Annotated in this window: 17 protein-coding genes and 3 pseudogenes; 7 read left to right on the top strand and 13 right to left on the bottom strand. The window is 51.7% G+C overall.

The genetic code is table 11. From position 1 onward, the window contains the following. Positions 1 to 169 precede the first annotated feature (169 nt). The 4 genes and pseudogenes from IPI63_RS07365 to IPI63_RS07350 form a co-directional block, all read right to left on the bottom strand. Positions 170 to 847 (bottom strand): ABC transporter ATP-binding protein, encoded by a 678-nt coding sequence (locus IPI63_RS07365; protein WP_292477681.1) that lies wholly within the window; start codon positions 845 to 847, stop codon positions 170 to 172. Positions 848 to 982: 135 nt separating this feature from the next. Continuing rightward, a complete protein-coding gene (locus IPI63_RS07360; protein WP_292477679.1) occupies positions 983 to 1,744 on the bottom strand; it encodes an ABC transporter permease in 762 nt (253 codons plus the stop codon). Positions 1,745 to 1,975: 231 nt separating this feature from the next. Continuing rightward, positions 1,976 to 3,068, bottom strand: a pseudogene (locus tag IPI63_RS07355) (IS1 family transposase). A 4-nt stretch (positions 3,069 to 3,072) separates the two neighbouring features. After that, positions 3,073 to 3,369 (bottom strand): glycosyltransferase family 2 protein, encoded by a 297-nt coding sequence (locus tag IPI63_RS07350; RefSeq protein WP_292477677.1) that lies wholly within the window; start codon positions 3,367 to 3,369, stop codon positions 3,073 to 3,075. A gap of 373 nt (positions 3,370 to 3,742) precedes the next feature. On the opposite strand from IPI63_RS07350, the gene IPI63_RS07345 reads away from it, so the two are divergent. The 4 genes from IPI63_RS07345 to IPI63_RS07330 all read left to right on the top strand — a co-directional run bounded on the left by IPI63_RS07345 (position 3,743) and on the right by IPI63_RS07330 (position 8,538). After that, positions 3,743 to 4,162 carry a pyridoxamine 5'-phosphate oxidase family protein gene (locus IPI63_RS07345; protein WP_214064839.1) on the top strand — a complete coding sequence of 140 codons (420 nt, stop codon included), beginning with the start codon at positions 3,743 to 3,745 and terminating at the stop codon, positions 4,160 to 4,162. 357 nt (positions 4,163 to 4,519) lie between these two features. Then, the gene (locus IPI63_RS07340; RefSeq protein WP_292477675.1) at positions 4,520 to 6,565 is read left to right on the top strand and encodes a type B DNA-directed DNA polymerase; all 2,046 of its coding nucleotides are present in this window, start codon (positions 4,520 to 4,522) and stop codon (positions 6,563 to 6,565) included. Between the two features lie 100 nt (positions 6,566 to 6,665). After that, complete coding sequence (locus IPI63_RS07335) at positions 6,666 to 7,520, top strand: MBL fold metallo-hydrolase (protein ID WP_292477673.1); 855 nt, start codon at positions 6,666 to 6,668, stop codon at positions 7,518 to 7,520. A 58-nt stretch (positions 7,521 to 7,578) separates the two neighbouring features. Then, positions 7,579 to 8,538, top strand: a complete 960-nt coding sequence (locus IPI63_RS07330) for a radical SAM protein (protein ID WP_292477671.1) — start codon at positions 7,579 to 7,581, stop codon at positions 8,536 to 8,538. 151 nt (positions 8,539 to 8,689) lie between these two features. Here IPI63_RS07330 and IPI63_RS07325 read toward each other — a convergent pair whose 3' ends face one another. The 7 genes from IPI63_RS07325 to zupT form a co-directional block, all read right to left on the bottom strand. After that, positions 8,690 to 9,277 (bottom strand): hypothetical protein, encoded by a 588-nt coding sequence (locus IPI63_RS07325; protein ID WP_292477669.1) that lies wholly within the window; start codon positions 9,275 to 9,277, stop codon positions 8,690 to 8,692. Continuing rightward, on the bottom strand, positions 9,277 to 10,233 hold the full coding sequence (locus tag IPI63_RS07320) for an ATP-binding protein (RefSeq protein ID WP_292477668.1): 957 nt from the start codon (positions 10,231 to 10,233) through the stop codon (positions 9,277 to 9,279). The genes IPI63_RS07325 and IPI63_RS07320 overlap by 1 nt, the downstream gene beginning before the upstream one ends. Further along, positions 10,230 to 11,078: an ATP-binding protein gene (locus IPI63_RS07315; protein WP_292477667.1), complete on the bottom strand. Its 849-nt coding sequence runs from the start codon at positions 11,076 to 11,078 to the stop codon at positions 10,230 to 10,232. Before IPI63_RS07315 ends, IPI63_RS07320 begins: the two co-directional genes overlap by 4 nt. A gap of 21 nt (positions 11,079 to 11,099) precedes the next feature. Next, positions 11,100 to 11,459: a NifB/NifX family molybdenum-iron cluster-binding protein gene (locus IPI63_RS07310; RefSeq protein ID WP_214064282.1), complete on the bottom strand. Its 360-nt coding sequence runs from the start codon at positions 11,457 to 11,459 to the stop codon at positions 11,100 to 11,102. Further along, positions 11,459 to 11,953, bottom strand: coding sequence for a NifB/NifX family molybdenum-iron cluster-binding protein (locus IPI63_RS07305; RefSeq protein ID WP_292477666.1), 495 nt, complete (start codon positions 11,951 to 11,953; stop codon positions 11,459 to 11,461). The genes IPI63_RS07310 and IPI63_RS07305 overlap by 1 nt, the downstream gene beginning before the upstream one ends. A gap of 130 nt (positions 11,954 to 12,083) precedes the next feature. Continuing rightward, entirely contained in the window at positions 12,084 to 13,376 is a 1,293-nt protein-coding gene (locus IPI63_RS07300) for a cation diffusion facilitator family transporter (protein WP_292477665.1), read from the bottom strand. Positions 13,377 to 13,434: 58 nt separating this feature from the next. After that, positions 13,435 to 14,193 carry a zinc transporter ZupT gene (gene zupT, locus IPI63_RS07295; RefSeq protein ID WP_214064349.1) on the bottom strand — a complete coding sequence of 253 codons (759 nt, stop codon included), beginning with the start codon at positions 14,191 to 14,193 and terminating at the stop codon, positions 13,435 to 13,437. 223 nt (positions 14,194 to 14,416) lie between these two features. On the opposite strand from zupT, the gene IPI63_RS07290 reads away from it, so the two are divergent. Further along, the gene (locus IPI63_RS07290) at positions 14,417 to 15,586 is read left to right on the top strand and encodes an MFS transporter (RefSeq protein ID WP_292477664.1); all 1,170 of its coding nucleotides are present in this window, start codon (positions 14,417 to 14,419) and stop codon (positions 15,584 to 15,586) included. 169 nt (positions 15,587 to 15,755) lie between these two features. Here the strand turns inward: IPI63_RS07290 and IPI63_RS07285 are convergent. Beyond that, a pseudogene (locus tag IPI63_RS07285) lies at positions 15,756 to 16,139 on the bottom strand (transposase); the annotation flags it as partial. Positions 16,140 to 16,415: 276 nt separating this feature from the next. Further along, positions 16,416 to 17,648, bottom strand: a pseudogene (locus IPI63_RS07280) (IS701 family transposase). A 207-nt stretch (positions 17,649 to 17,855) separates the two neighbouring features. Here IPI63_RS07280 and IPI63_RS07275 point away from each other — a divergent pair. Both IPI63_RS07275 and IPI63_RS07270 read left to right on the top strand, forming a co-directional pair. Next, positions 17,856 to 19,091, top strand: a complete 1,236-nt coding sequence (locus IPI63_RS07275) for an ABC transporter substrate-binding protein (RefSeq protein ID WP_292477662.1) — start codon at positions 17,856 to 17,858, stop codon at positions 19,089 to 19,091. A gap of 11 nt (positions 19,092 to 19,102) precedes the next feature. Then, positions 19,103 to 20,341 carry an ABC transporter substrate-binding protein gene (locus tag IPI63_RS07270; RefSeq protein ID WP_292477661.1) on the top strand — a complete coding sequence of 413 codons (1,239 nt, stop codon included), beginning with the start codon at positions 19,103 to 19,105 and terminating at the stop codon, positions 20,339 to 20,341. The last annotated feature ends 86 nt before the right edge of the window (positions 20,342 to 20,427 follow it).

The following is a 20,427-nucleotide window of genomic DNA, read 5'->3' as shown; positions in this document are numbered from 1 at the left end:
TCTTCCCCGGTCCCTTTGTACTCTTTGATGACCTGCAGGACTTCCATTGTGAGACCTTGACATTCTGCGCAATCTCTTTTTGTGGATACCCTTTGCGGTTTTGACGAAGAATATAGCGAATCTTCGTCTTATTCAATTTCATATCATGGACTGTGCGTCTAAGCTTGGATTATATATTTACCTTTCTGGCATTATTCATCATCCGATCATACTCTTTCAAGACCTCTTCGGTATCTCCAATTGCCATCATCTTCCCATTACCCAAGAGCAGAGATCTGCTGCATAGCTGCCGTACTGTGCCCAGAGCATGTGATACCAGCAGTATGGTTTTTCCATCCCTGCGGATCTCATCGATCTTTATCTCACACTTCTTCTGGAAGGCCTCATCGCCCACAGAGAGGACCTCGTCCACCAACATAATCTCCGGATCAGTATGGATCGCGGTGGCAAAGGCCAGCCGCACATACATGCCCGATGAGAAGTTGCGCAATTTCATATTCTCAAAGCGTTTCAGCTCGGCAAAATCCATAATCTCCTCATAACGGCGGCTCACCTCCTTGCCAGTCATCCCCATGATAGCACCATAAAGGTAGACATTATCCCTGGCGGAAAGCTCTGGCTGGAATCCAACACCCAACTCGAGAAACGGCGCGATCTTCCCGTTAATCATTACCCAGCCATCATCCGGATATAGCACGCCAGCCAGGACCTTAAGGAGAGTGCTTTTGCCGCAGCCATTCGGGCCGATCACTCCAAAGGTCTCTCCTCGCTTGACGGAAAAGCTCACATCATTAAGAGCGGAGAACTCCTCATAGTTGCCAGCCTTCCCCTGAAATAGGCCGATCAAGTTTTCATAAACCGTACGCTTCTTTTCTCGAGGTATTCGGAACCTCTTCGAAAGGCCCTCAACAACGACGGCATTGTGACCGAGTTTCATTTTGTCTATTCCGGATTTAGACCGTCTGAGTCCTTGGAGTACCAATCAGATCTCCTCCGCGAATCTGCGTTCAAGCCGGCGAAATATGTATGAACCAATAATGGCGATGAACAGCCCTGCTGAAAGGGTGAAGACAATTGATTCTAAAGGTGGTATTTGATGATACAGCAGAATCTCACGGTACATCTGAATTATTCCGGTCATTGGATTTAGCATATAATAATCTATATATTCGGATGGAACTGCCGATAAAGGATATACAATTGGAGAGAGGAAAAATCCCATCTGGATAATCACATTCCATATCTGAGTGAGATCTCGATAATAGACATAGAGAGCTGCAAGGATCAGACTTACTCCATAGACTATAAGGAAGTAAATAGCATGAATTATGAGGAATAAAGGTATGTACGGTGATAATCCTGCGCCAAGCACAATGAGAAAAGGGATTAGCACCAAAAACTCCATCAACGAGCTTATGAAAGCAGACAGAGTCGCGCTAAGCACCAGCCCCTCTCTGGGGATGAAGATCTTGGTCACCAGGCTCGAGTTGCTCACAATGACGTTCATCGCCGATGTGGTTCCATTGGCAAAAAAGCGCCAGCTTATCACCCCTATCAGAAGATAAAGTGCAAATTGATCCTCTGCCGCCCGGAATGCATTGGAGAATACTGCATAGAGGATTAGCATTAGCAGAAGGGGATTTAGCATAGACCAGGCAAATCCCAGAACCGAACTCTGGTACTTCACCTTCAGATCACTTATGGTGAGGATTTTTATTAGCTCCCTATACTCCGCAAACCACATCTCTAGTGCCTCTTGATCTCTGCCCAGCAACAAATAAATCTGCTGATCTCATCCCCGGAATACCGGCGCACCACATCTCTTCTCTTCTTCAGCATTCTTGGCAGACCCTTCATCACGTCTATCTTCGATTTAAGGATGACCCTTCCCTGGCCGCGCAGAGCATAATAGGGTATTGTGGCCAGGTTTCTGGCCAGGATAAACGGCAGGGAGGTGATATAGGGTCGTGAGCCTCTAATGGGTTTGAGTTTTGTAATATGGAAAAGTCAAGAGTTCCTGCAAGCTCCAGACATGATCGATTAAGCCAGCTTGCTTCGCGGGACTATTGAACTTCGTTATGCCCATCTCATTTCTATATTTTAGAGCACGATGCTTTCGGCAGTAGTTGAAGTGCGCGAAATATAGGGTCATTTGGTTATTCAATTCTGCAGTCTCCTTAGAGAAACCTATGGTTTTCCTTGATATGCGGTTATTATCTTGTCTGCATGTCAGGTTTTGCCGTTCAATGTAGCTGGTAGATATCATTTTGTGGTCTATATCTTTGCCAAATATGATTCTCTTGACCACTTTTTTAGTCTACCGTTGACCCTCATTTTAATGACTTGAGCATATTGTAATAGTTCATCTACGATTAATTTAGGACTTCGAGGTCGCCCTCGCTTGCCTGTTGGTGCGAACGGCTGTAGTTTTCCATATTGCTTTCGAAGAGCTGCTGCATATAGTCTTAATCCATCTGTCACAAAGAGCGGCATTGATCTGAGTCTTTTGGCAGTATTTGAAACGAGCTGATCTGCATTTTCCTGAGATCGCTCACCGATAACATGTGAAAGCACCAACCTGCAATTTGCAGCCATGCTTATCCAGATCCAAGTTCCTTTATCTTCGTATTCACCTTCTCTGGGTAGTGTTTTTTCCCCACAAAAGTCCATGCCTCGTCCATCTCTACCTTTGGGGTCTCTACATCCTTCAAGACAACTTCATTGACTTTTTCACTATGCTTTGCTGCTTTCGAGATCCAAGTGCTTACAGTAGATGGTTTTGACTCAAGGATCTCAGCTATTCCTAAGACACTCATTCCACGCATGGCCATTTTTAGAGCCAGCTTGATCTTTTCTTCGTTTGTTCTTGTGTCATAGAATGCAGTGTTAGTTCTATCACAGAATCTGGTACCACATGTGTGGCAAATATATTTCCTGACCTTGCCGGAGCTTATCTTGTAAGTTCCGTACACAGTGACGTTTCCTTTCCCAGCAATTCCAAATAGATTGCACTGCTCATTCGGGCATGCTACATCCAAGAATCGAGGCTTTGGACCTCTTTTGCCCATTTTGCTACACCCCATGTAGCATATAGGAATAGGTTATATAAATAACAGCCGATTGTAGATTCACGACCGTGATATAGAGCATGACAGAAAAATCCTTGACCGGATAGATCGGATACCAGACAATATTCCGGTTGTCATAGTAGACCGCCAGGTCCTTGACCACTCCGGCAGTCTTTCCGTGATGGTGAACGACCTCAGCCCGGGGCACATATAAGCACTTCCAGCCAGCCAGACGGAGCCGCATGGCCAGGTCTACATCTTCCAGATAGAGAGAAGTCCTCATCGAAGAGGCCGATCTCATCCAGCATCCTTTTCCAGTAGAGGGCCGCACAGGCTCCAAGTACCTCTTCCATGGAGTCGTACTGCCCCTGATCTGGCTCAAACATTCCCCGGTCTCAGGCCGCTCCGCTGCGAGAGATGCATATCCCGGCAGAATTGATCCACCCGTCGGGGAACAGCATCTTGGCGGCGCAGACGCCAACCTGTGGATCGACCCATGGGCCTTTCAGCTCCTGGATAAGATTCTTGCATCTTATCACCCCATAGGTGGGAATATCTGCTGATGAAGAGATTGGCTCGCTACATTAAGCTCTTTGAGGGTTTAATATCGCTATCGCCCACGAGAGCATATATATCCGTTTGATGAGGAGATATCTATGTGAAGAGGTTTTGGAATGTCAGCTAAATTGATGGAATACTTCAACCGGCAGCCCAGGCTTGGTGCTCTTGGCACTGCAAACAAGGATGGAATAGTAGACGTGGCAGTAATGGGCTCGCTGCAGATGATCGATGAGAAGACGGTTATCGCGGCCTTTGCCCGCGGCCGCACCTTCGCCAATCTGCAGGAGAACCCAAATGCAGTCTACATTATCATGGAGCCCCATGCTGAGATCCTTGATTGGAAGGGGATCCGAGTCTATCTGCGGATGAGGGATTATGCCACATCCGGGCCCCAGCTGGAGGGCTACAAGAGTCAAATGGCCAGGGTCGTGGGCGAGCAGGCAGCAGAGATGGTCCAGGTGATGGTCACCTTTGATCTGACTGAGATCCGGCCTCTAATAGACCTCGGCCAGGGTTGGGAGAAATCCATCTGATCCCCGATAACTGACCTTGGATACCTGGCCATTATGCCATATAAGTATATCTGATCAATGTGTCTGATCAATGTGTCTGATCAATGTGTCTGATCAATGTGTCTGATCAATGTGTCTGATCAATGTGTCTGATCAATGTGTCTGATAAATATATCTGATAGATATATCTGATCAATATGTCTGGTCAATATGTCTGGCCAATGTATCTGATCAATATGTCTGGTCAATATGTCTGATCAATAATCTCGACCCATTCAAACACATTCGCTCTCCGCTCCCCTCGCCCTTATCACCTCGCCCGCCGGATCGTTCCAGCGATCCCTGTGCAGACGGCACCGGGCATCTCTCGGAGCAGCGATGTGGATCTTCGACTCATATTATAAGGGCTCAGTGGAGTTATGGGGCAGAGAGAACGGCCCGGTAAAGGTCAGCGCTCCCTTTCCCCATTCATTTTATATGCACCTGAGAGATCCTCCCGCCCACAGGGAGATGCTGGCGGCATTGGAGGACCTCTACCGGGTGGAGGAGGGCACTTTCAGGACCATCTTCGGCCCTTTAGAGGGCTACAGGATCTTCGCCGGCCGCAAGGTGGCAGAGAAGATCGAGATCCAGACCCGCTACTCCGCTCAGCTTTACAATGTGGACGTCAGGCATGACCAGTGGTATATGGCCAAGCACGATCTCTTCCCCTGCGGAGAGAAGGATGAGTCCCGCTTCTCTCCCGATTTCCCCATTCCCCTGACCTCTCTGCAAATAGAGGTAAAATCAGCAAAGGTGAAAGGGGCAGAAAGAGCAGGAGGAACGGGAGGAGGAGGAGCGAGAAGAGCAGAAGATGCAGAAGGAACGGGGAGCAGCCCCCTCCTGCCCGGGGCGGAGATCACCTCCATTCAGATCTGCAGGGGCAAAGAGAGGAGGCTAGATGGACCGGAGAGGAGGGTCATCGCCGACCTGATGGAGCTGATCCGCTCCTACAACCCGGACCTGATCCTCTTTCCCTATGCCGACAACTGGGTCCCGGCAATGCTCCGCAAGGCGGAGAGGTATGGCATCGAGCCGGCCTTCAGCCGCAGCGGCTGGTTCAAATCAATAGCCCCCAAATCCTACTGGAGCTACGGCCGGGCCAATCACAAGGAGGGCGCCCTCATCCCCGAGGGGCGGGTGCTCATAGATACCGCCAGGAGCTTCGTCTATCGAGAGGGGGGGCTGAAGGGGGTGCTGATGGCCTCCCGCCTCACCGGCCTCTCCCCAAACCTCACCTCCCGCTTCACCCCAGGCACTCTGATCTCCAGCTATGAGGTCTTTGAGGCCCTCCGAAGAGGAGTGGCCGTCCCCTTCCGGAAGAGCGATGCAGAGAGCACAAGAAAGATCACCGATCTGAGAGCCTGCGACCGGGGAGGGATGATGTTCCAGCCCCAGCCCGGGATTTACGAACGGGTCTATCAGATCGATTTTACATCTTTATACCCCTCCATCATTGTGAAGTACAACCTCTCCCCGGAGAGCCTGGAGCATCCGGAGGTGAGGGGCTTTCTCGCCACAGTGATCTCCTCTCTGCTCAACCTCCGGATTGAGACCAAGAAGCGGAAGAAGACCGACCCCGAGTACAGAGGAATCGACTCGGTGCTGAAGTGGATGCTCGTGACCTGCTTTGGCTACACCGGCTACAGGAATGCCAAGTTCGGCCAGATCCAGGTGCACGAGAGGATCACCGCCATCTCCCGCGATCTGCTCATGGACATCAAGGAGCTGGCAGAGGATATGGACTTCGAGGTACTGCACGGCATTGTGGACTGCCTCTGGGTCCGGGGCGGGTCCATATCGAACTACCAGAGGGCAGTAGAGCAGATGACCGGCATTCTCACTGAGGTCGACAGCTTTGACTGGATAGCCTTCCTCCCCATGGCCGATGGCTGGGGCTCTTACACCCGTTACTTCGGCCGGCTGGATAATGGAGAGATGAAGGCGCGGGGAGTTGCCGCCCGGAGGGGTGATACCCCGCATTATGTGAAAAGGATGCAGATGGATCTGCTCGGCCTTCTGGCCCGGGCAGAGAGGAGGGAGGAGCTACACCTCTTGAGGCCCGAGGCGGAGGAGGTGCACAGAGGGTACCGGCAGGGCCTTATGGACGCCAGGGTCGATCTCCGGGAGCTGGCCGTGCGCCGCCGGCTGAGCAGGACCAGTTACAGCCGCCGCTGTGCTGAGGCCTCTGCCCTCCAGGCCCTGAAGAGCGCCGGCCGGCGTCCTGCACCAGGAATGGAGGTGGGATATGTGGTGGCTGATGCCAGACGCTGGGAGGTCGATCTGGTGGAAGAGGCAGCAGAGTATGACGCCCGGTACTACGAAAAGCTGCTGGATAAGGCCTGGGAGGAGGTGGCCTTTGTCTTCGGGCCGCAGACGGAATGATCAGCTCGCAGATGGATGCCGTACCGGAAAAAAGAGCAAACGGAGATGAGGTAACCCCTGGCGCGTCATCCTTAAGCCCTCAGCAATCATATATCAATACATGCTCCAGAACCTCAGTCTGACCATTGTGGTCGAGAACTCTGCATCCCTTGAGAATGATCAGCTACAGGCCCAGCACGGCCTATCCATCCTGCTGGATATGAGCCTGGAATCAGAGAGCATGAAGCTGCTCTGGGACACGGGTGCCACCCCGGAGGTGATGCTCCATAATGCCGATGCTCTGAATATAGATCTGGAAGAGATCGGTCTGATCTGCCTCAGCCACGGCCACTATGATCACACCGGCGGCCTGATGGGCATCCTGCAGGAGAGGACTGCTCCCGTGCCGCTCATCGCCCATCCCGAGATCTTCTCCCCCAAATTGAAGCTCCGGCCCTATCTCAAGTACATAGGCGCTCCCTTCACCCGCGATCAGCTGGAGGCTGCGGGGGCGGTAATGCTCCCCTGCCGCGGCCCGGCAACCTTAGCTCCGGGGGTTATGACCACAGGAGAGGTGCCGCGCATGGAGGTCTTCGAGACGGTGGAGGGATTCTGGACGGTGAAAAATGAGCAATACACTCCTGATCTCATTCCTGATGATCAATCATTGGCTGTACATCTGCCAGGAAAGGGGCTGATTGTGATCAGCGGCTGTGCCCACAGCGGCATCATCAACACCATAAGATATGCCCAGAGGATTACAGGAGAGGAGAGTCTGTATGCAGTGGTAGGCGGATTCCACCTCATGGGCGCAGACAATAAGCGCATAGACTCCACAGCCCGCGCCTTGCTCGATTTGGGCCCGGCGGTGGTCCGGCCTGGTCACTGCACCGGCCAGAAGGCCCTCTCCCGGCTGCAGGAGGTATTGGGGGAGAGCTGCCAGCCCCTGACAGTGGGGGAGACAATTGAGCTGTAGGTCTAGGTCTGATGACGGGCTGAGTCTCAGATCGGTGGCGAGGCGATGAGGCGATGAGGTGAGAGGGTTGATAGCCTTTGGCCCTGTGCCCTCCCGCAGGCTGGGAAGGTCACTGGGGATCAACAACATACCAGCCAAGATCTGCAGCTATTCCTGTGCCTACTGCCAGGTGGGCAGGACTGTACAGATGTCGGCTGAGCGCCGCCCCTACTACCCCCCTCAGCAGATCTTCTCAGAGGTGGCAGAGAAGGTGGCAATGGCAAAGAGCCAGGGGCTGAGCATCGACTACTTGACATTTGTCCCTGATGGCGAGCCCACACTGGACATCAACCTGGGAGAGGAGATCGAACGGCTGAGATCCCTGGGAATCAAGATGGCAGTGATAAGCAACGCCTCCCTGATCTGGAATGAAGGGGTCAGAGAGGATCTATTCAAGGCGGACTGGGTCTCAGTCAAGGTGGATTCTCTCCAGGAGAGCACCTGGCGGCGGATCGACCGGCCCCACAGCAGCCTCAGGCTTGAGACCATACTTGAAGGGATTCGAGATTTCGCCCGGGATTATGAAGGGGTGCTGGCCACAGAGAGCATGCTCTTGGCGGGAATAAACGATGACCAGGCCAGCCTCCAGGCCATAGGAGAGTTCCTGGAGGGGATCGATCCCGATGTATCCTACGTCTCAGCTCCCATCCGCCCCCCAGCAGAATCGTGGGTTCAGATGCCATCCCCGGAGAGGCTGTGCCAGGCTTATCAGATATTCGACCAGAGAGTGAAGAGGGTCGAGCTTCTGGCTGGATACGAGGGAGACAGCTTTGACCTCACTGGAGATACAAGAGAGGATATCCTGGCGATCGCCTCCGTTCATCCCATGAGAGAGGCCGCCTTAAGAGGATTTTTGGATAAATCCGCCGGCGGCTGGGCTATCATAGAAGATCTGGTGGAGAGGAAGGAGCTCCTTCGCATTGAATACCAGGGGAATGTCTTCTACCTGAGAAGGCCAAAGAGAGAGAGAATTAAGTGACAAGAGAGATGAGATGATTCAATCCCATCTCTTTGCTTTCACTCTCCGCTCATATTCTCAGTTTGCACTCTCTTCGTACATTCTCAGTTTGCACTCTCTTCGTGCATTCTCAGTTTAAATTATCAGACCGTTCTCTCTGATCGCCTTTGATCTATGTCAGGCGGCTTCCCTGCATTGGTCCCGACCAGCTTCCGCCCATGGCATCATAGGCGCTGAAGCTGCCGGAGAGGCTGCTTTCGCTCATAGTCAGAGTGCACCGGAAGAGCATCATATTCTGCAGATCCACCAGGTCTAAATAGAGCACATCCTTCACCGTCCAGCCGCTGGCGGACAGCTCCTTTGTCGTGCCAGCAGAGGTGAGTATGCCCCTGCCAAAGACGGCATCCTTATTCTGCGCCAGCAGCAGATCTATTGTGCCCGGCATGCTGCCATACATCGACATCCTCCAGTTGCCTCGCAGATTCAGAGCGATTATCGCAAAGGGGCCGGCATGATCCCGACCGCTGATCACATCCAGGTATTCCGCAGAGTGCTGTGGATCGATCGGCCTCATCAAGGGCTCAATGCCCAAAGGATCGGCATAAGGATCGATGATCCTCTTCACACTATCCTGACCGCCGATGGCCCTTTGCTCGCCGGGGAGGAGAAAGATCTCGCTTCCCAACGGATCGTATCCCTGAGCCGACACAAAGAGGCAGGTCATAAAGCAGGCCATCAGACAGGTCGCTAAACAGACCATCAGTGACCTGCGAGCCAAAGATTTTTTAGCTGACATTTTTTCAAAACCCCCAATTCATATACATCATCTCCAGAATAAAAAAAATTCGCCCGGAGGGAGATTCTAAATATACCCTCCAGATCTTTCCACATCTCTTCGATCGCCTCTGCCACCGGCCCTCCGATCTCCACCACCGCCTGGGCCCTGACCATGGCATCTATGACCGAGGTATGGTAAGGCAGCCTTCCGATGATCTCCACCCCTCTCCTCTGGCAGAGCTCCTCGATCTGCTCTGCCGCCTTGATGTTGAGATCGTACTTGTTGATGCAGACTGTGGTCCTTATGCCGAAGTGGCCGGCCACGTCCAAGAGCCGGAGCAGATCATGCTCTCCAGTGACAGTGGGTTCAGCCACCACCAGCGCCAGATCGACTCCAGTCAATGATGCTATCACCGGACAGCCTATGCCAGGAGAGGCATCTATGAGGATCAGATTCAGCTTCTTCTCTTCAGCCAGATCGCGGGCCATCTCCCTTACCATGGCCACCAGCATCCCCGATGCCTCCTCTCCTGGATATAGCTCGGCGTGGACCATGGGGCCGAACCTGGTCTGGGAGATGTAAGCCTCCCCGGCCTGGACGTCCCTCATCTCGACTGCCCCCTCAGGGCAGACCAGATGGCATACCCCACAGCCCTCGCAAAGGGAGGTCTCTACCTGGAAATCTCTGATGGCATCGAAGCGGCAGGCATCCTGGCAGATCCCGCACTGGATGCACTTCTCTTCATCTATGAATGCCCTCTTGATGCCATAGAACTCCCGCCTTTCCAGGATCTTGGGCTGGAGGAGGAGGTGCAGATCAGGGGCGTCCACATCACAGTCGGCAAAGACCGCCTTTCCCTGAGCAAGAGCCGCCAGTGAGGCGATGATCGAGGTCTTGCCGGTCCCGCCCTTACCGCTCACTATGGCGACCTGCTTCATGATATCATCTCCTCAATTCTCTTTGCCAGTTCAAGGAACCTCTCCTTCCATTCCGGCATCTGCAAGACGAATATCTCTCCCCGGGAGTAGATCTCAGCGATCCTGCGGTCCAGAGGGATCTCCATCAAGAGGGGGATCTTCCTCTCCATCAGGTACTGGTAGAGCTTCCGGTCGCCCACACCACTCTTGTTGACCAGAACAGCTTGAGGAATTCCCATCTTATCCAGCACCCGTAAGGCGATATCCAGGTCGTACAGGCCGAAGGGGGTGGGCTCGGTGACCAACAGGCAGAAGTCACTTCCCCGCACCGACTCCACCAGGGAGCAGGAGGTGCCCGGAGGGCAATCGACGATCACCGTATCGCTCTGAGCCCTATCCTTCACTGCTTTGATGAGGGGGGTGGTCCTGGCCTCGCCCAGAGCCAGCTTGGCCCAGACGATATCCATTCCCTCTGAACGGGCATGAAATATCTCCCCTATGGAGCGACTGCTCTCGCTTATGGCCTTCTCAGGACAGACGATGCTGCAGGCTCCGCAGCCGTGGCAGAGCTGGGGGAATATCAGAACCGTCTGGGGAAGCACAGCCAGGGCATGATAATTGCAGACCTTGCTGCATTTGCCACAATGGGTGCACTTCTCCTCATCTACCACCGGCACAACAACCTGGCAGCTCTCCTCCTCCAGAAGGATCCTGTCCGGAAAGAAAAGGTAGGCATTGGGCTCCTCAACATCGCAATCAGCGATTGTGATCCCCCGTCCCCTCTGGGAATGAAGGGAGGCGGCAAGAGAGGTAGCAACCAGGGTCTTGCCAGTACCGCCCTTGCCGCTGGCTATGGATAGCTTCAATTACAGCTCCCCATGCAAAGGCTAATGTCTGTGCTCTTGGCAGGCATTCTCCTGGCTGGCGCGGCTCAGCAGATCCTCATGCCAGTCATCGATGGCATCCTTGACTGTACCCGTAGCCCCCACGAAGACATCTATGCCCGCCTGGCTGAAGGCCATGACCGCCTTGGGGCCCAGGCCGCCTACAATCAGCACCTGGACGCCCTCTGCAAAGATGGTCTCTGTGGGAAGGCCCTTCCCCCCCATATGCTCAGAGACATTGGGCAGGATGCGGATCTCATCGCTGTTCAGGTCCACCACTGTGAAGGTGGGCGCCCGTCCGAAATGCTGGCAGATGGCCTCGCCCAGGCCGGCATTGCCCATGGTGGGAACGCAGATCTTCATCAGAATTGGCCTCCCTGACCGCCGCCTCGTCCCATGCCCTGGCCGCCGCCGCCCCGACCTCTTCCTCCGCCTCCTCTTCCTCTGCCCGCTCCCTGACCGCCACCACGTCCCATGCCCTGACCACCTGGGCCCATGCCGGTATGGCCCGGCACGGATGCACCAGTGATCTTGACAAGCTCGCCTCGCTTGAACTTCTCCACCACCTCTCTGACGCTACCTGCGCCCTGGTACTGATAGACATCGATATTGGCTGAGGTTAGGGTCTGCATAGCATTGGGGCCGACATTTCCAGTGATCAGGGCACTGGCCCCCTCTCTGGCTATATCCTGTGCCGCCTGTATGCCAGCGCCACTGGCTGCATCGACGTTGGTGTTGGCGATGGAGTTCTCGCTCATGCTCTCTGTATCTACGATCACAAAAAAGGGGCTGCGCCCAAACCTGGGATCCATAGGAGCATCAAGCCCTGATGCCCCTGCAGTAACACATACCTTCATTAAACCTCACAGATTCTGAATTTTTCAAACACATCATGCTCTAATTCGGACTGTCCTGCTCCACCAGCAGATGTCGACGACAAATGCCGATAAGGGTAAAGAGTAATTGCGCTTATATGCGATATTGTATTTAAAGGTTTGTACTCCCTTCTGCCTGTAGCAGACTGTCCACCAGCTCCTCCAGGGTCCTGGCATCTGTCTGCAGCGTCTCCACTCCAGCTTCGGCAAAGACATAGCCCGGCCCCTTGCCCTCCAGGCGCTCTGAAGAGAAGACCACATCAGGCTTGAAGCCCAGGAGAAACTGGGCGACCTTCAGGCCCTTGCCCTTGATCAGATCTTTATGGGGGTTGGCCACTATCTCCTGGCGGAGAAGCCTCATCTCCTCGAAATCTATCTCCACCAGGGCGAAATAGGGGGATTCGCCGAAGTGCTTGCCCAGTGTGCCTCGCATATCGGCCAGAGGAGTAGTGTATCTGCGCCGACTCTCCACAATGGGCTCATAATGAATCTGCACCCGGTCCACCTGAGGAATCTCTCTTTTGATCCTGGACTCGATCCTCTCGCTAACCTGATGGGCCCTCTTCAGATCGGCCACCCTCAGGGTCAAGCTGGCCTGTACAAAGAGATACCGCCCGGAGTTCCTGGCCACCAGTTCACTGATGGATACGACCTCTGGAGCCTCCATGATCTGAGTGCGGATCTCCTCCAGTGTTGCTGCGTCCACAGAGGCATCCAGGAGGACGCGCATGCCGGAGACCAGTATCTTCCAGCCCTCCTTGACGATCACCAGTGCTATGATCACTGCCGCAATCCTGTCCAAAGGAAGGGAGACGCTCTGGGCGATCAGAGCGAGGAAGACCAGGGAGGAGGTGAGGACATCGGCCTTATGCTGCACGCCATCTGCTATCAGGCTGGGCGAGCCGGTCCTCTCCCCCACCTTGATCTGAAAGCTGCCGAATAGATAGGGCAGGGGGATTATAGCTGCCACAGCATAAAGAACCCACCCCTGATAGCTGATGAGCACAGCATCCCCTCGCACCGCCTCTATGATGATCTCATAAGCAGTGAGGAATAACAGGAAGGAGATGACGATGGATGCCAGGTTCTCCACCTTATAAAGCCCCAGGGGAAAGCTCTCGCTCTTCCTCTCAGAGATCTTCACCCCCAGGATGAGGGCCAGTGAGGCCAGAACATCCACTGTGGAGTGAACAGCATCGGCTCGCAGGGCCAGGCTGCCGGATAGAGAGGATAAGACGAGCTTTACTACCACCAGTGACAGGTTGAAGAGCAGGGAGTAGAAGGCCACCCTCAGGACGGAGGGAGGATTAGAGGAAGAGCTTAAGGTGGGAATAGAGGGAGGAGCGGATGGGGGATTGGAGCGGGAATCGAAGGCTGAGCGCGCCTTCGCACCACTGGACTTCACGGGGATCAACGGATTTTCAGCTATGCTTTCAACCTCCTGTATGCCATACTGGCGCTCTTTAGAGAGACTCCATCAATGTCAACCCTATCATCATCACCAAAAACCCGCCGATAAGGCCTATGTTTGTGACATGCTCGCCCCCATAACGGTTTGCTATGGGGATGAGCTCGTCAAAGCTGAGGAAGATCATGATTCCCGCCACCAGGGCAGTGGCAGCAGCAACGAGCCATTCATTTAAGAATGGATAGAGGATCAATATGGCCAGGATTGCTCCCAGGGGCTCAGTCATTCCGGCGGCAAAGGAGATAAGGCAGGATTTCCTCCTGTCGGATGTGGCGCAGTAAAGGGGGATGCTGCAGGCCAGCCCCTCGGGGATGTTGTGGATGGCGATGGCGATGGCCACTGGCACTCCCAGGCGCAGATCGGCCAGGGAGACCAGGGCCACAGTCATACCCTCGGGGAGGTTATGAATGGCGATGCCGATGGTGGTCATAATCCCGGTGCGATAGAGCCTATCGCAGTGGGAGTCCACCTGGCCGTCAATATGGATGTGAGGAACGAGATGGTCGAGCAGATAGATCAATGCAAGGCCTATCAGGAAGAAGAGATTGGCATACCCGAAGCCCAAGACCAGCTTTGAGCTGCAGAAGAGATCCACAAAGCCCACATAGATCATCACTCCGGCGGCAAAGCCCAGGCTCAGTGATAGGTAGCGCATGTTGGGCTCGGGGATGAAATATGAGATCAGGCTCCCGATACCTGTGGCCAGGCCAGCGAGCAGGGTCAAAGCCAGGGCGATGAAGATATTTCCTTCCACAACAGGCCTATGCCGAGAATATATTTCAATTTGCTGCTCGATTCATCCTAATCAGCCCTCTCTCCGAAGCCCCCTCTCCGAAGCCCCCTCTCTGAAGCCCTCTCTCTGAGCCGAGCCTCCAGGCTTTGATATCTTCTGGCTGGATATATTCAGCTCTTGAATCTCTCTTCAGCGAGCGTCTTCAGGAGTTAACCTCATATAAGGGCATGCAAAAGCCGTCCGCATGAGCCTGAGCATATCCTTGCCCCGCGATCAGGAGGCTCGGCCTCCGTCACGGGTACGGGAGATCACCCAGCTTACCCTGGCACACCTCATCAACGATATCTATGCCCCGGTGCTGATGGCACTCCAGCCGCTTCTCATCACCACTCTCGGGTACAGCTATTCTCAGGCCGCTCTCCTGCCGGTAATGCACAGCCTGATCTCCTCTGCCCTCCAGCCGATCTTCGGCAGCCTCGCTGACAGGCGAGGATTTCGGGTCAGCGTGGCCCTCTCCGTCCTTCTCTCCGGCAGCGGGATTGCATTTCTGGGGCTGTTATCAGATCATTACCTGATCATGCTCTGCTCCATTGCAATTGCCGCTGTGGGCGCTGCCACCTTTCATCCCGGTGCTCTCTGCAAGGTGGCGGCGATTGCAGTATCCAGCAACCGGGGCCGCCTCACATCGTTCTTTATCGTGGGCGGCAACCTCGGTCAGGCGCTTGGGCCGATCCTGGGCGGCATTGTGATAACCACCGGCGGCCTCTCCGCTGTGACCTGGCTTCTGATACCTGCTCTGCTCGCTGCCCTTCTCCTCGCCGTCCGGCCGATTCCGGACATCTGCCCGGTGGCAGGGCGGCAGGCAGAGTCCAGTGGAAGCGAGAGCTGGATGCCTGTGCTCCTCCTCTTTGCCGGTTCGATCCTTCGCTCCTGGGTCACCTTCGGAGCGATGACCTTTCTGCCCACCTATCTCGTCTTGAGCGGATATCCGTTGATCGAGGCCACCTTCCTCATCAGCGCCATGCTCCTGGCTGGCGTTGCCGGCCAGCTCACTGGAGGCTACCTCTCCGACCGCATGGGCAGAAAACCGATATCTGTCGCGACTACCTTCTTCTCCATCCCGGCCTTTGCCGCCATTCTCCTCACGCAGGGTTCGCTTCAAATTGCAGCAATGCTCAGCTTTGGATTTTTCCTCTGGGCCTCGTTCTCGGTGACGATCGCCATGGCTCATGAGCTCATGCCCAGCAGGATCGGCCTGATCTCGGGCCTCTTCATGGGTATTGCAATGGGTGCCGGGGGCATTGGCGTCTCTGTCTCAGGAGTAATTGCCGACCACTTCGGGCTCACAGCCACCCTCTCTGTATTCCCGGCCCTGATCCTCGTGACAACACTGCTCTTCGCAGTTGTTGGATAACCGCGAAGAGGCTAGATACCATTTTTTGGCTCTTCGCTCTCCTCTGCAGGCGAGCCTGAGGAGGCCATCTCCCTTCTCACTGTGCCTTTGTTCCTTTATGCTCTTCCTGCTCTCTGTGGTCGAAATCCGTTAGCTTCAAACCGATTTGCAATAGAAATAACGTACGTGTTTAGCTGGCCAGTCTCATGGTTAGCATTTGGAGGCAATCCAACCCTCTCTGTCCCCATGTTGTCAGCGCCGTCATGATCAGCTCGTGGATAGCAGTTCCCTTGCTATTTCTCAAAGTTCCCAAGATTTTTCTTAGCACAACATGTGGCCGCAAAGCTCTCTCTGCTCTATTATTTGTCGGCTCCACGCCTGGATTTAGAACGAACGTGAGCCAGTAGTCAAAGCCATTGCAGATTTTGCGGATGAATTTTTGGACCTTCACTTCCAAGTACTCTCTGTCGATCCAATGCTGCAGCACTTCTCGTGCTGATTGCCAGATATTTATTCTCACCTCTGGCGGAGGATCGCATTCTAAGGGCGTGTTCAGCGATTCATAGAGTTCCTTTCATACGTCTTCGGTTAAGGATTCTGTACTTTCCAAGTTTTTCATTTCAACCACCAACTTTATAAACTGAATCCAATTCTTACATAATTAACTATCGATAGACATCCTTTCTGTGCTAATACCTTGCTATTTAATTACATTTGTTTTACCTTTTTACTGCATTGTGTATGCAAAATCAAGAACTTGGAAACTACAGGCTAAAAGTTGGAAAGTATAGAACTTATCTGTACTTTCCAAGTTTCTCCTAATTTTTTATTATTCGAATTATTCGCTTCTTTAAATTTTCAATCCTAGACCTTTAAGCACATGAAGTAGTCCACCTTTCGGCACAGGCAAATTAAAATATATCATGATGTATTCAAATGTTTCTCCAAGTGCCTGCATTTTTACTTGATCGATCATCTCGCCCATTGTTCTTGGATTTGAGCCGTCTTTTGCTGATGGGTTGTCTATTTCCCAGAAGAGAATTGCAGCCCATACTGAAAAAGACAAGTTGGATAAATCTCTCAATGGAGTTTTATCCCTTAATTGATAATCTTTGAACCCCAATTTTGATTTGTTTCTCGGTGGGCTGTTTCGATATCCCATCTATCCTCGTAAATAGATATGACTTCTTTCGAAGAAAGGGATTTGTCGGTGCTTATGATATACTTTGTTCCCCCATCTCTCTTTCTTTTAGAGATAACAAGTTTGACCTCTCCGATGCGATCAATTATAACATTTTTTTCAAATATGTAATAGGTCTTTTTCTTTCCCCGGACATTGATAATTGTCTTGGTGAAATGCTTTGCATCAATTTGGTTTGCCATTTCCTTAACTTGGAATTTCATGATGTTATTTATCCCAACTTTTCTATCGGATTTAATTTGGCACACTACGCTGTGCCCTAAATTTATGCATTTATTAATTAAGTCTTCGGATGACCACCAGCTATCGAAAACTATACAGAGGTTCATCCCTTTTGGGACCTTCAATGGTTCAATTATCTCATCAAAGGCAATTTCCAGCTTTGTCCTGAAATTCACACTTCATCGCTATTTTTGAAGTACATCTTAGCCTTATGTGGAATGAATAATCCTTTTGACTGGATTACAGAGGTAACAAAATTGTTACCCCAAATGTAGGATTCTTTACTATGATCGTAAAATCTACCAACACCATCCGTTTGGATTCCATTCTTTTCGTTATATGTATCATCAATTATTAGCAATATTTTATCATTATTTTTAAACATAATTTATCGATGAAAAGATCCACTTTACGCTGCGCGACCTCATTCTCATCCCAGTTAGCATCGCTTAAAAACCAATTATATGAAGAACGTGCCTTTTTACCTTTACTGCAATCCGCCATAGTATCACATAGGTTGGCGACAGTCTTGGATTTATCACATACGCTCAGAGCCCCGCATAGGTCTCGAAATGAGCAATAGCTCGGTTTGGTAAAGAGATCCTCAAATTTTTTCAAGAACGGCTCTAATTGTAATGGTACCTTTACTATTTTGATCATTCTACTCCCATACGAGTAAAATCAATCCAAGTATAAAAACTTTAAATTTTAAAATCGCGTTTGAGATTTGAATTAATCAAAATATATTATAAATAAAGCTAAAAGTTGGAAAGTACAGAACTTATGCATAATATTATAATTTGGCCAAAAACCATTTATAGATGCGATTAAACCAAAATTGATTTAAAGCAATTTGGATGGAATAAGATGGATTCTAAAGGGAGCTATGTCTCGATATTTGCGCTATGTTTTTTTCTAGTTATCATGCCAACTGATGCCGCGGGTTATACAGAATTTGCCTGGGCTTGGGGTGATACGCTTACAGTTTATGGGAATGCCAATTTGGATGATATCATAGACGAAAGGGACGTAGAATACGTTCGAGGGATCATCGACGGGACAAAAGATGAGACTGCATTTGCTGATGCCAACTACGATGGCCGGATCGATGAGGATGACATCGCCCAAATCGAACTGATCATAGCTGGTGAGGAGGATTACCTTGTCATCCTGGATATGGACAATCGTACTGTGACCGTGCCCATGCCCGTAAAGAGAATTGTAGCGACGGGTTATGGTTCCATACACACTCTGATGCAGCTTGGCGCCGAAGACAAGATCGTCGGATGCAGCCATCCAGATCAATGGTCTGCGTTGCCATATGTTGCCCCCGAGCTGGACGAACTTCCTGATACTGGTGGTCCATCAAAAACGAACTTCAACGTCGAATTGGCGGCATCATTAGAGCCTGATGTCATATTCGCCTGTTCATCAGGCGGCGGATTTGGCGATGTTGATATGATTTCGGACAAAACCCAGGTGCCCACTATAGCCGTTAACATTGGTAAGGGTCTCTGGTTCGTTGATGAACTCAGGATTATAGGAGCTATCACGGGAAAAGACGATAGGGCGAGGGATGTTATAGCCTACACAAAGGAGAAGGTCGATGAGATTGCTGAAATCACTTCGAAAGTTCCCGATGAAGATAAACCAGTCGTCTTCGCTTGTGGGTGCAGCAAGAGCCTTACCACCAGCTGTGGCACCACTCCTGAAATAGAACTGGCAGGTGGTCTATGCGTCCCAGGGGCAGCATGGGGTCAGCAGGTTTCAAAGGAACAGATCATCAAATGGAACCCCGACGTAATCGTCATCCAGTGGGCAAGCCCCGAGTGGATTGAAGAGATGCTTTCAGATCCAGTTTTACAAAATACAAACGCTGTAAAGAACGGAAGGGTTTACTCAACCATTGGCGGATACTGGGGTGATGCTCCACTGGATCAACACATGGCCTCGGTGTATTATCTTGCAAAGCTCTTCTACCCCGATAAGTTCGAGGATCTGAACGTGGAAAAAGAGAGCAACGAGATTTGGAAACACTTCTATGGCGTGGACGGACTGTACACGGAGATGGCGGAAGAATATAATTTCTATAGGTGGGATTAAGGTGGTTAAAAATGATTAAAAATATATCATCACACTCGGTGATCCTGGTTGCGTTATGCTTGTCGGTGGCCATCACGCCCGTTATTGCAGATTGGGATTCGTTTCACAGGGCGGACGAAAACACACTTGCAGTTTATGGTAACGCCAATCTGGACAACGTCATAGACGAAGATGACATAGAGTATGTTCAAGGGATATTAGACGGAACCGAAGATGAGACGCAGTTTGCGGATGCCAACTACGATGGCCAGATTAGCGAGGAAGACATAGTTCAAATCAGGGCGATAATCTCGGGGAATGAGACAGAACTGACCCTTCTAGACATGGCAGGCCGAGCGGTCACCGTTCCAGGATCAATAGAGCGAGTAGTATCGGCTGCAGGCCTTGACAGCACCAGAGCACTGGTGTATCTCGGCGATAAGGATAAGATCGTGGGAATAGGCATGAACAGCTCTTCTTGGTCCCTGATAAATTATGCTGCACCTGAACTTGCAAAGGTGCCTGTCGTCGGCTCCGATCAGCTGAACCTGGAGCTGATTGCGACATTGAAGCCGGATGTAATACTTGCCGGAACGAGATCGAACCTCGACAAAATCCAGGAGAAAACTCACATCCCAACAGTAGGGGTTCTGTCAGGGATCGATAGCTGTTTGGCCTTCGACATGCTCAGGACCATCGGCTGGACCATGAGAAGCGAAGGCAGAGCTGAAGAGCTGATATCTTACGCCGACAGGAAGATCTGCGAAGCTACAAATATTACATCACAGATACCCGAAGACGAAAAGCCAAGGGTATACTCTTGCAGCGGCCTTCACGAAGGGATAACAACAGCTTTGAGCTACAAGCTCGTCATCGAAGCGGCAGGCGGAATCGACGTTGCGCCCGAACTTGCTAATAGCAGCAAGACGAAAGTCTCAAAGGAGAATATCATCGATTGGAACCCGGATATCATCATCCTTCATAACGGCAATCCTGAAGAAATCAAAGCCGTTTTGTCAGACCCGGTTTTGCAAAGCGTAAACGCGGTGAAAAACGAGCGCATATATCCGGTGATGATAGGTCTGGGCGGAAAGGGCATCCTCGCAGAATCCGTTACCCAAGTCCTTTACCTTACTAAGATCTTTCATCCCGATAGATTCGAAAGCTTAGACGTGGAAAAAGAGGGTAATGAGATCTTGAAGACTTTTTATGGTATAGACGGACTCTATACCGAGCTTGAGAACGAGTTTCAGCTTTACAGTTGGGATTAAAGAGGACGAACCGATAGAGATGGCCGTTGCGATGCAATGATTCGAAAGGTAAGCAATCGACCGGTCATTCTCAATTTTTGAGATGA

The organism is Methanothrix sp. (assembly GCF_016706325.1).
GTDB lineage: Archaea > Halobacteriota > Methanosarcinia > Methanotrichales > Methanotrichaceae > Methanothrix.
Note: the sequence above shows the minus strand (reverse complement) of the source record. Positions and strands in the feature narration are given on the sequence as shown.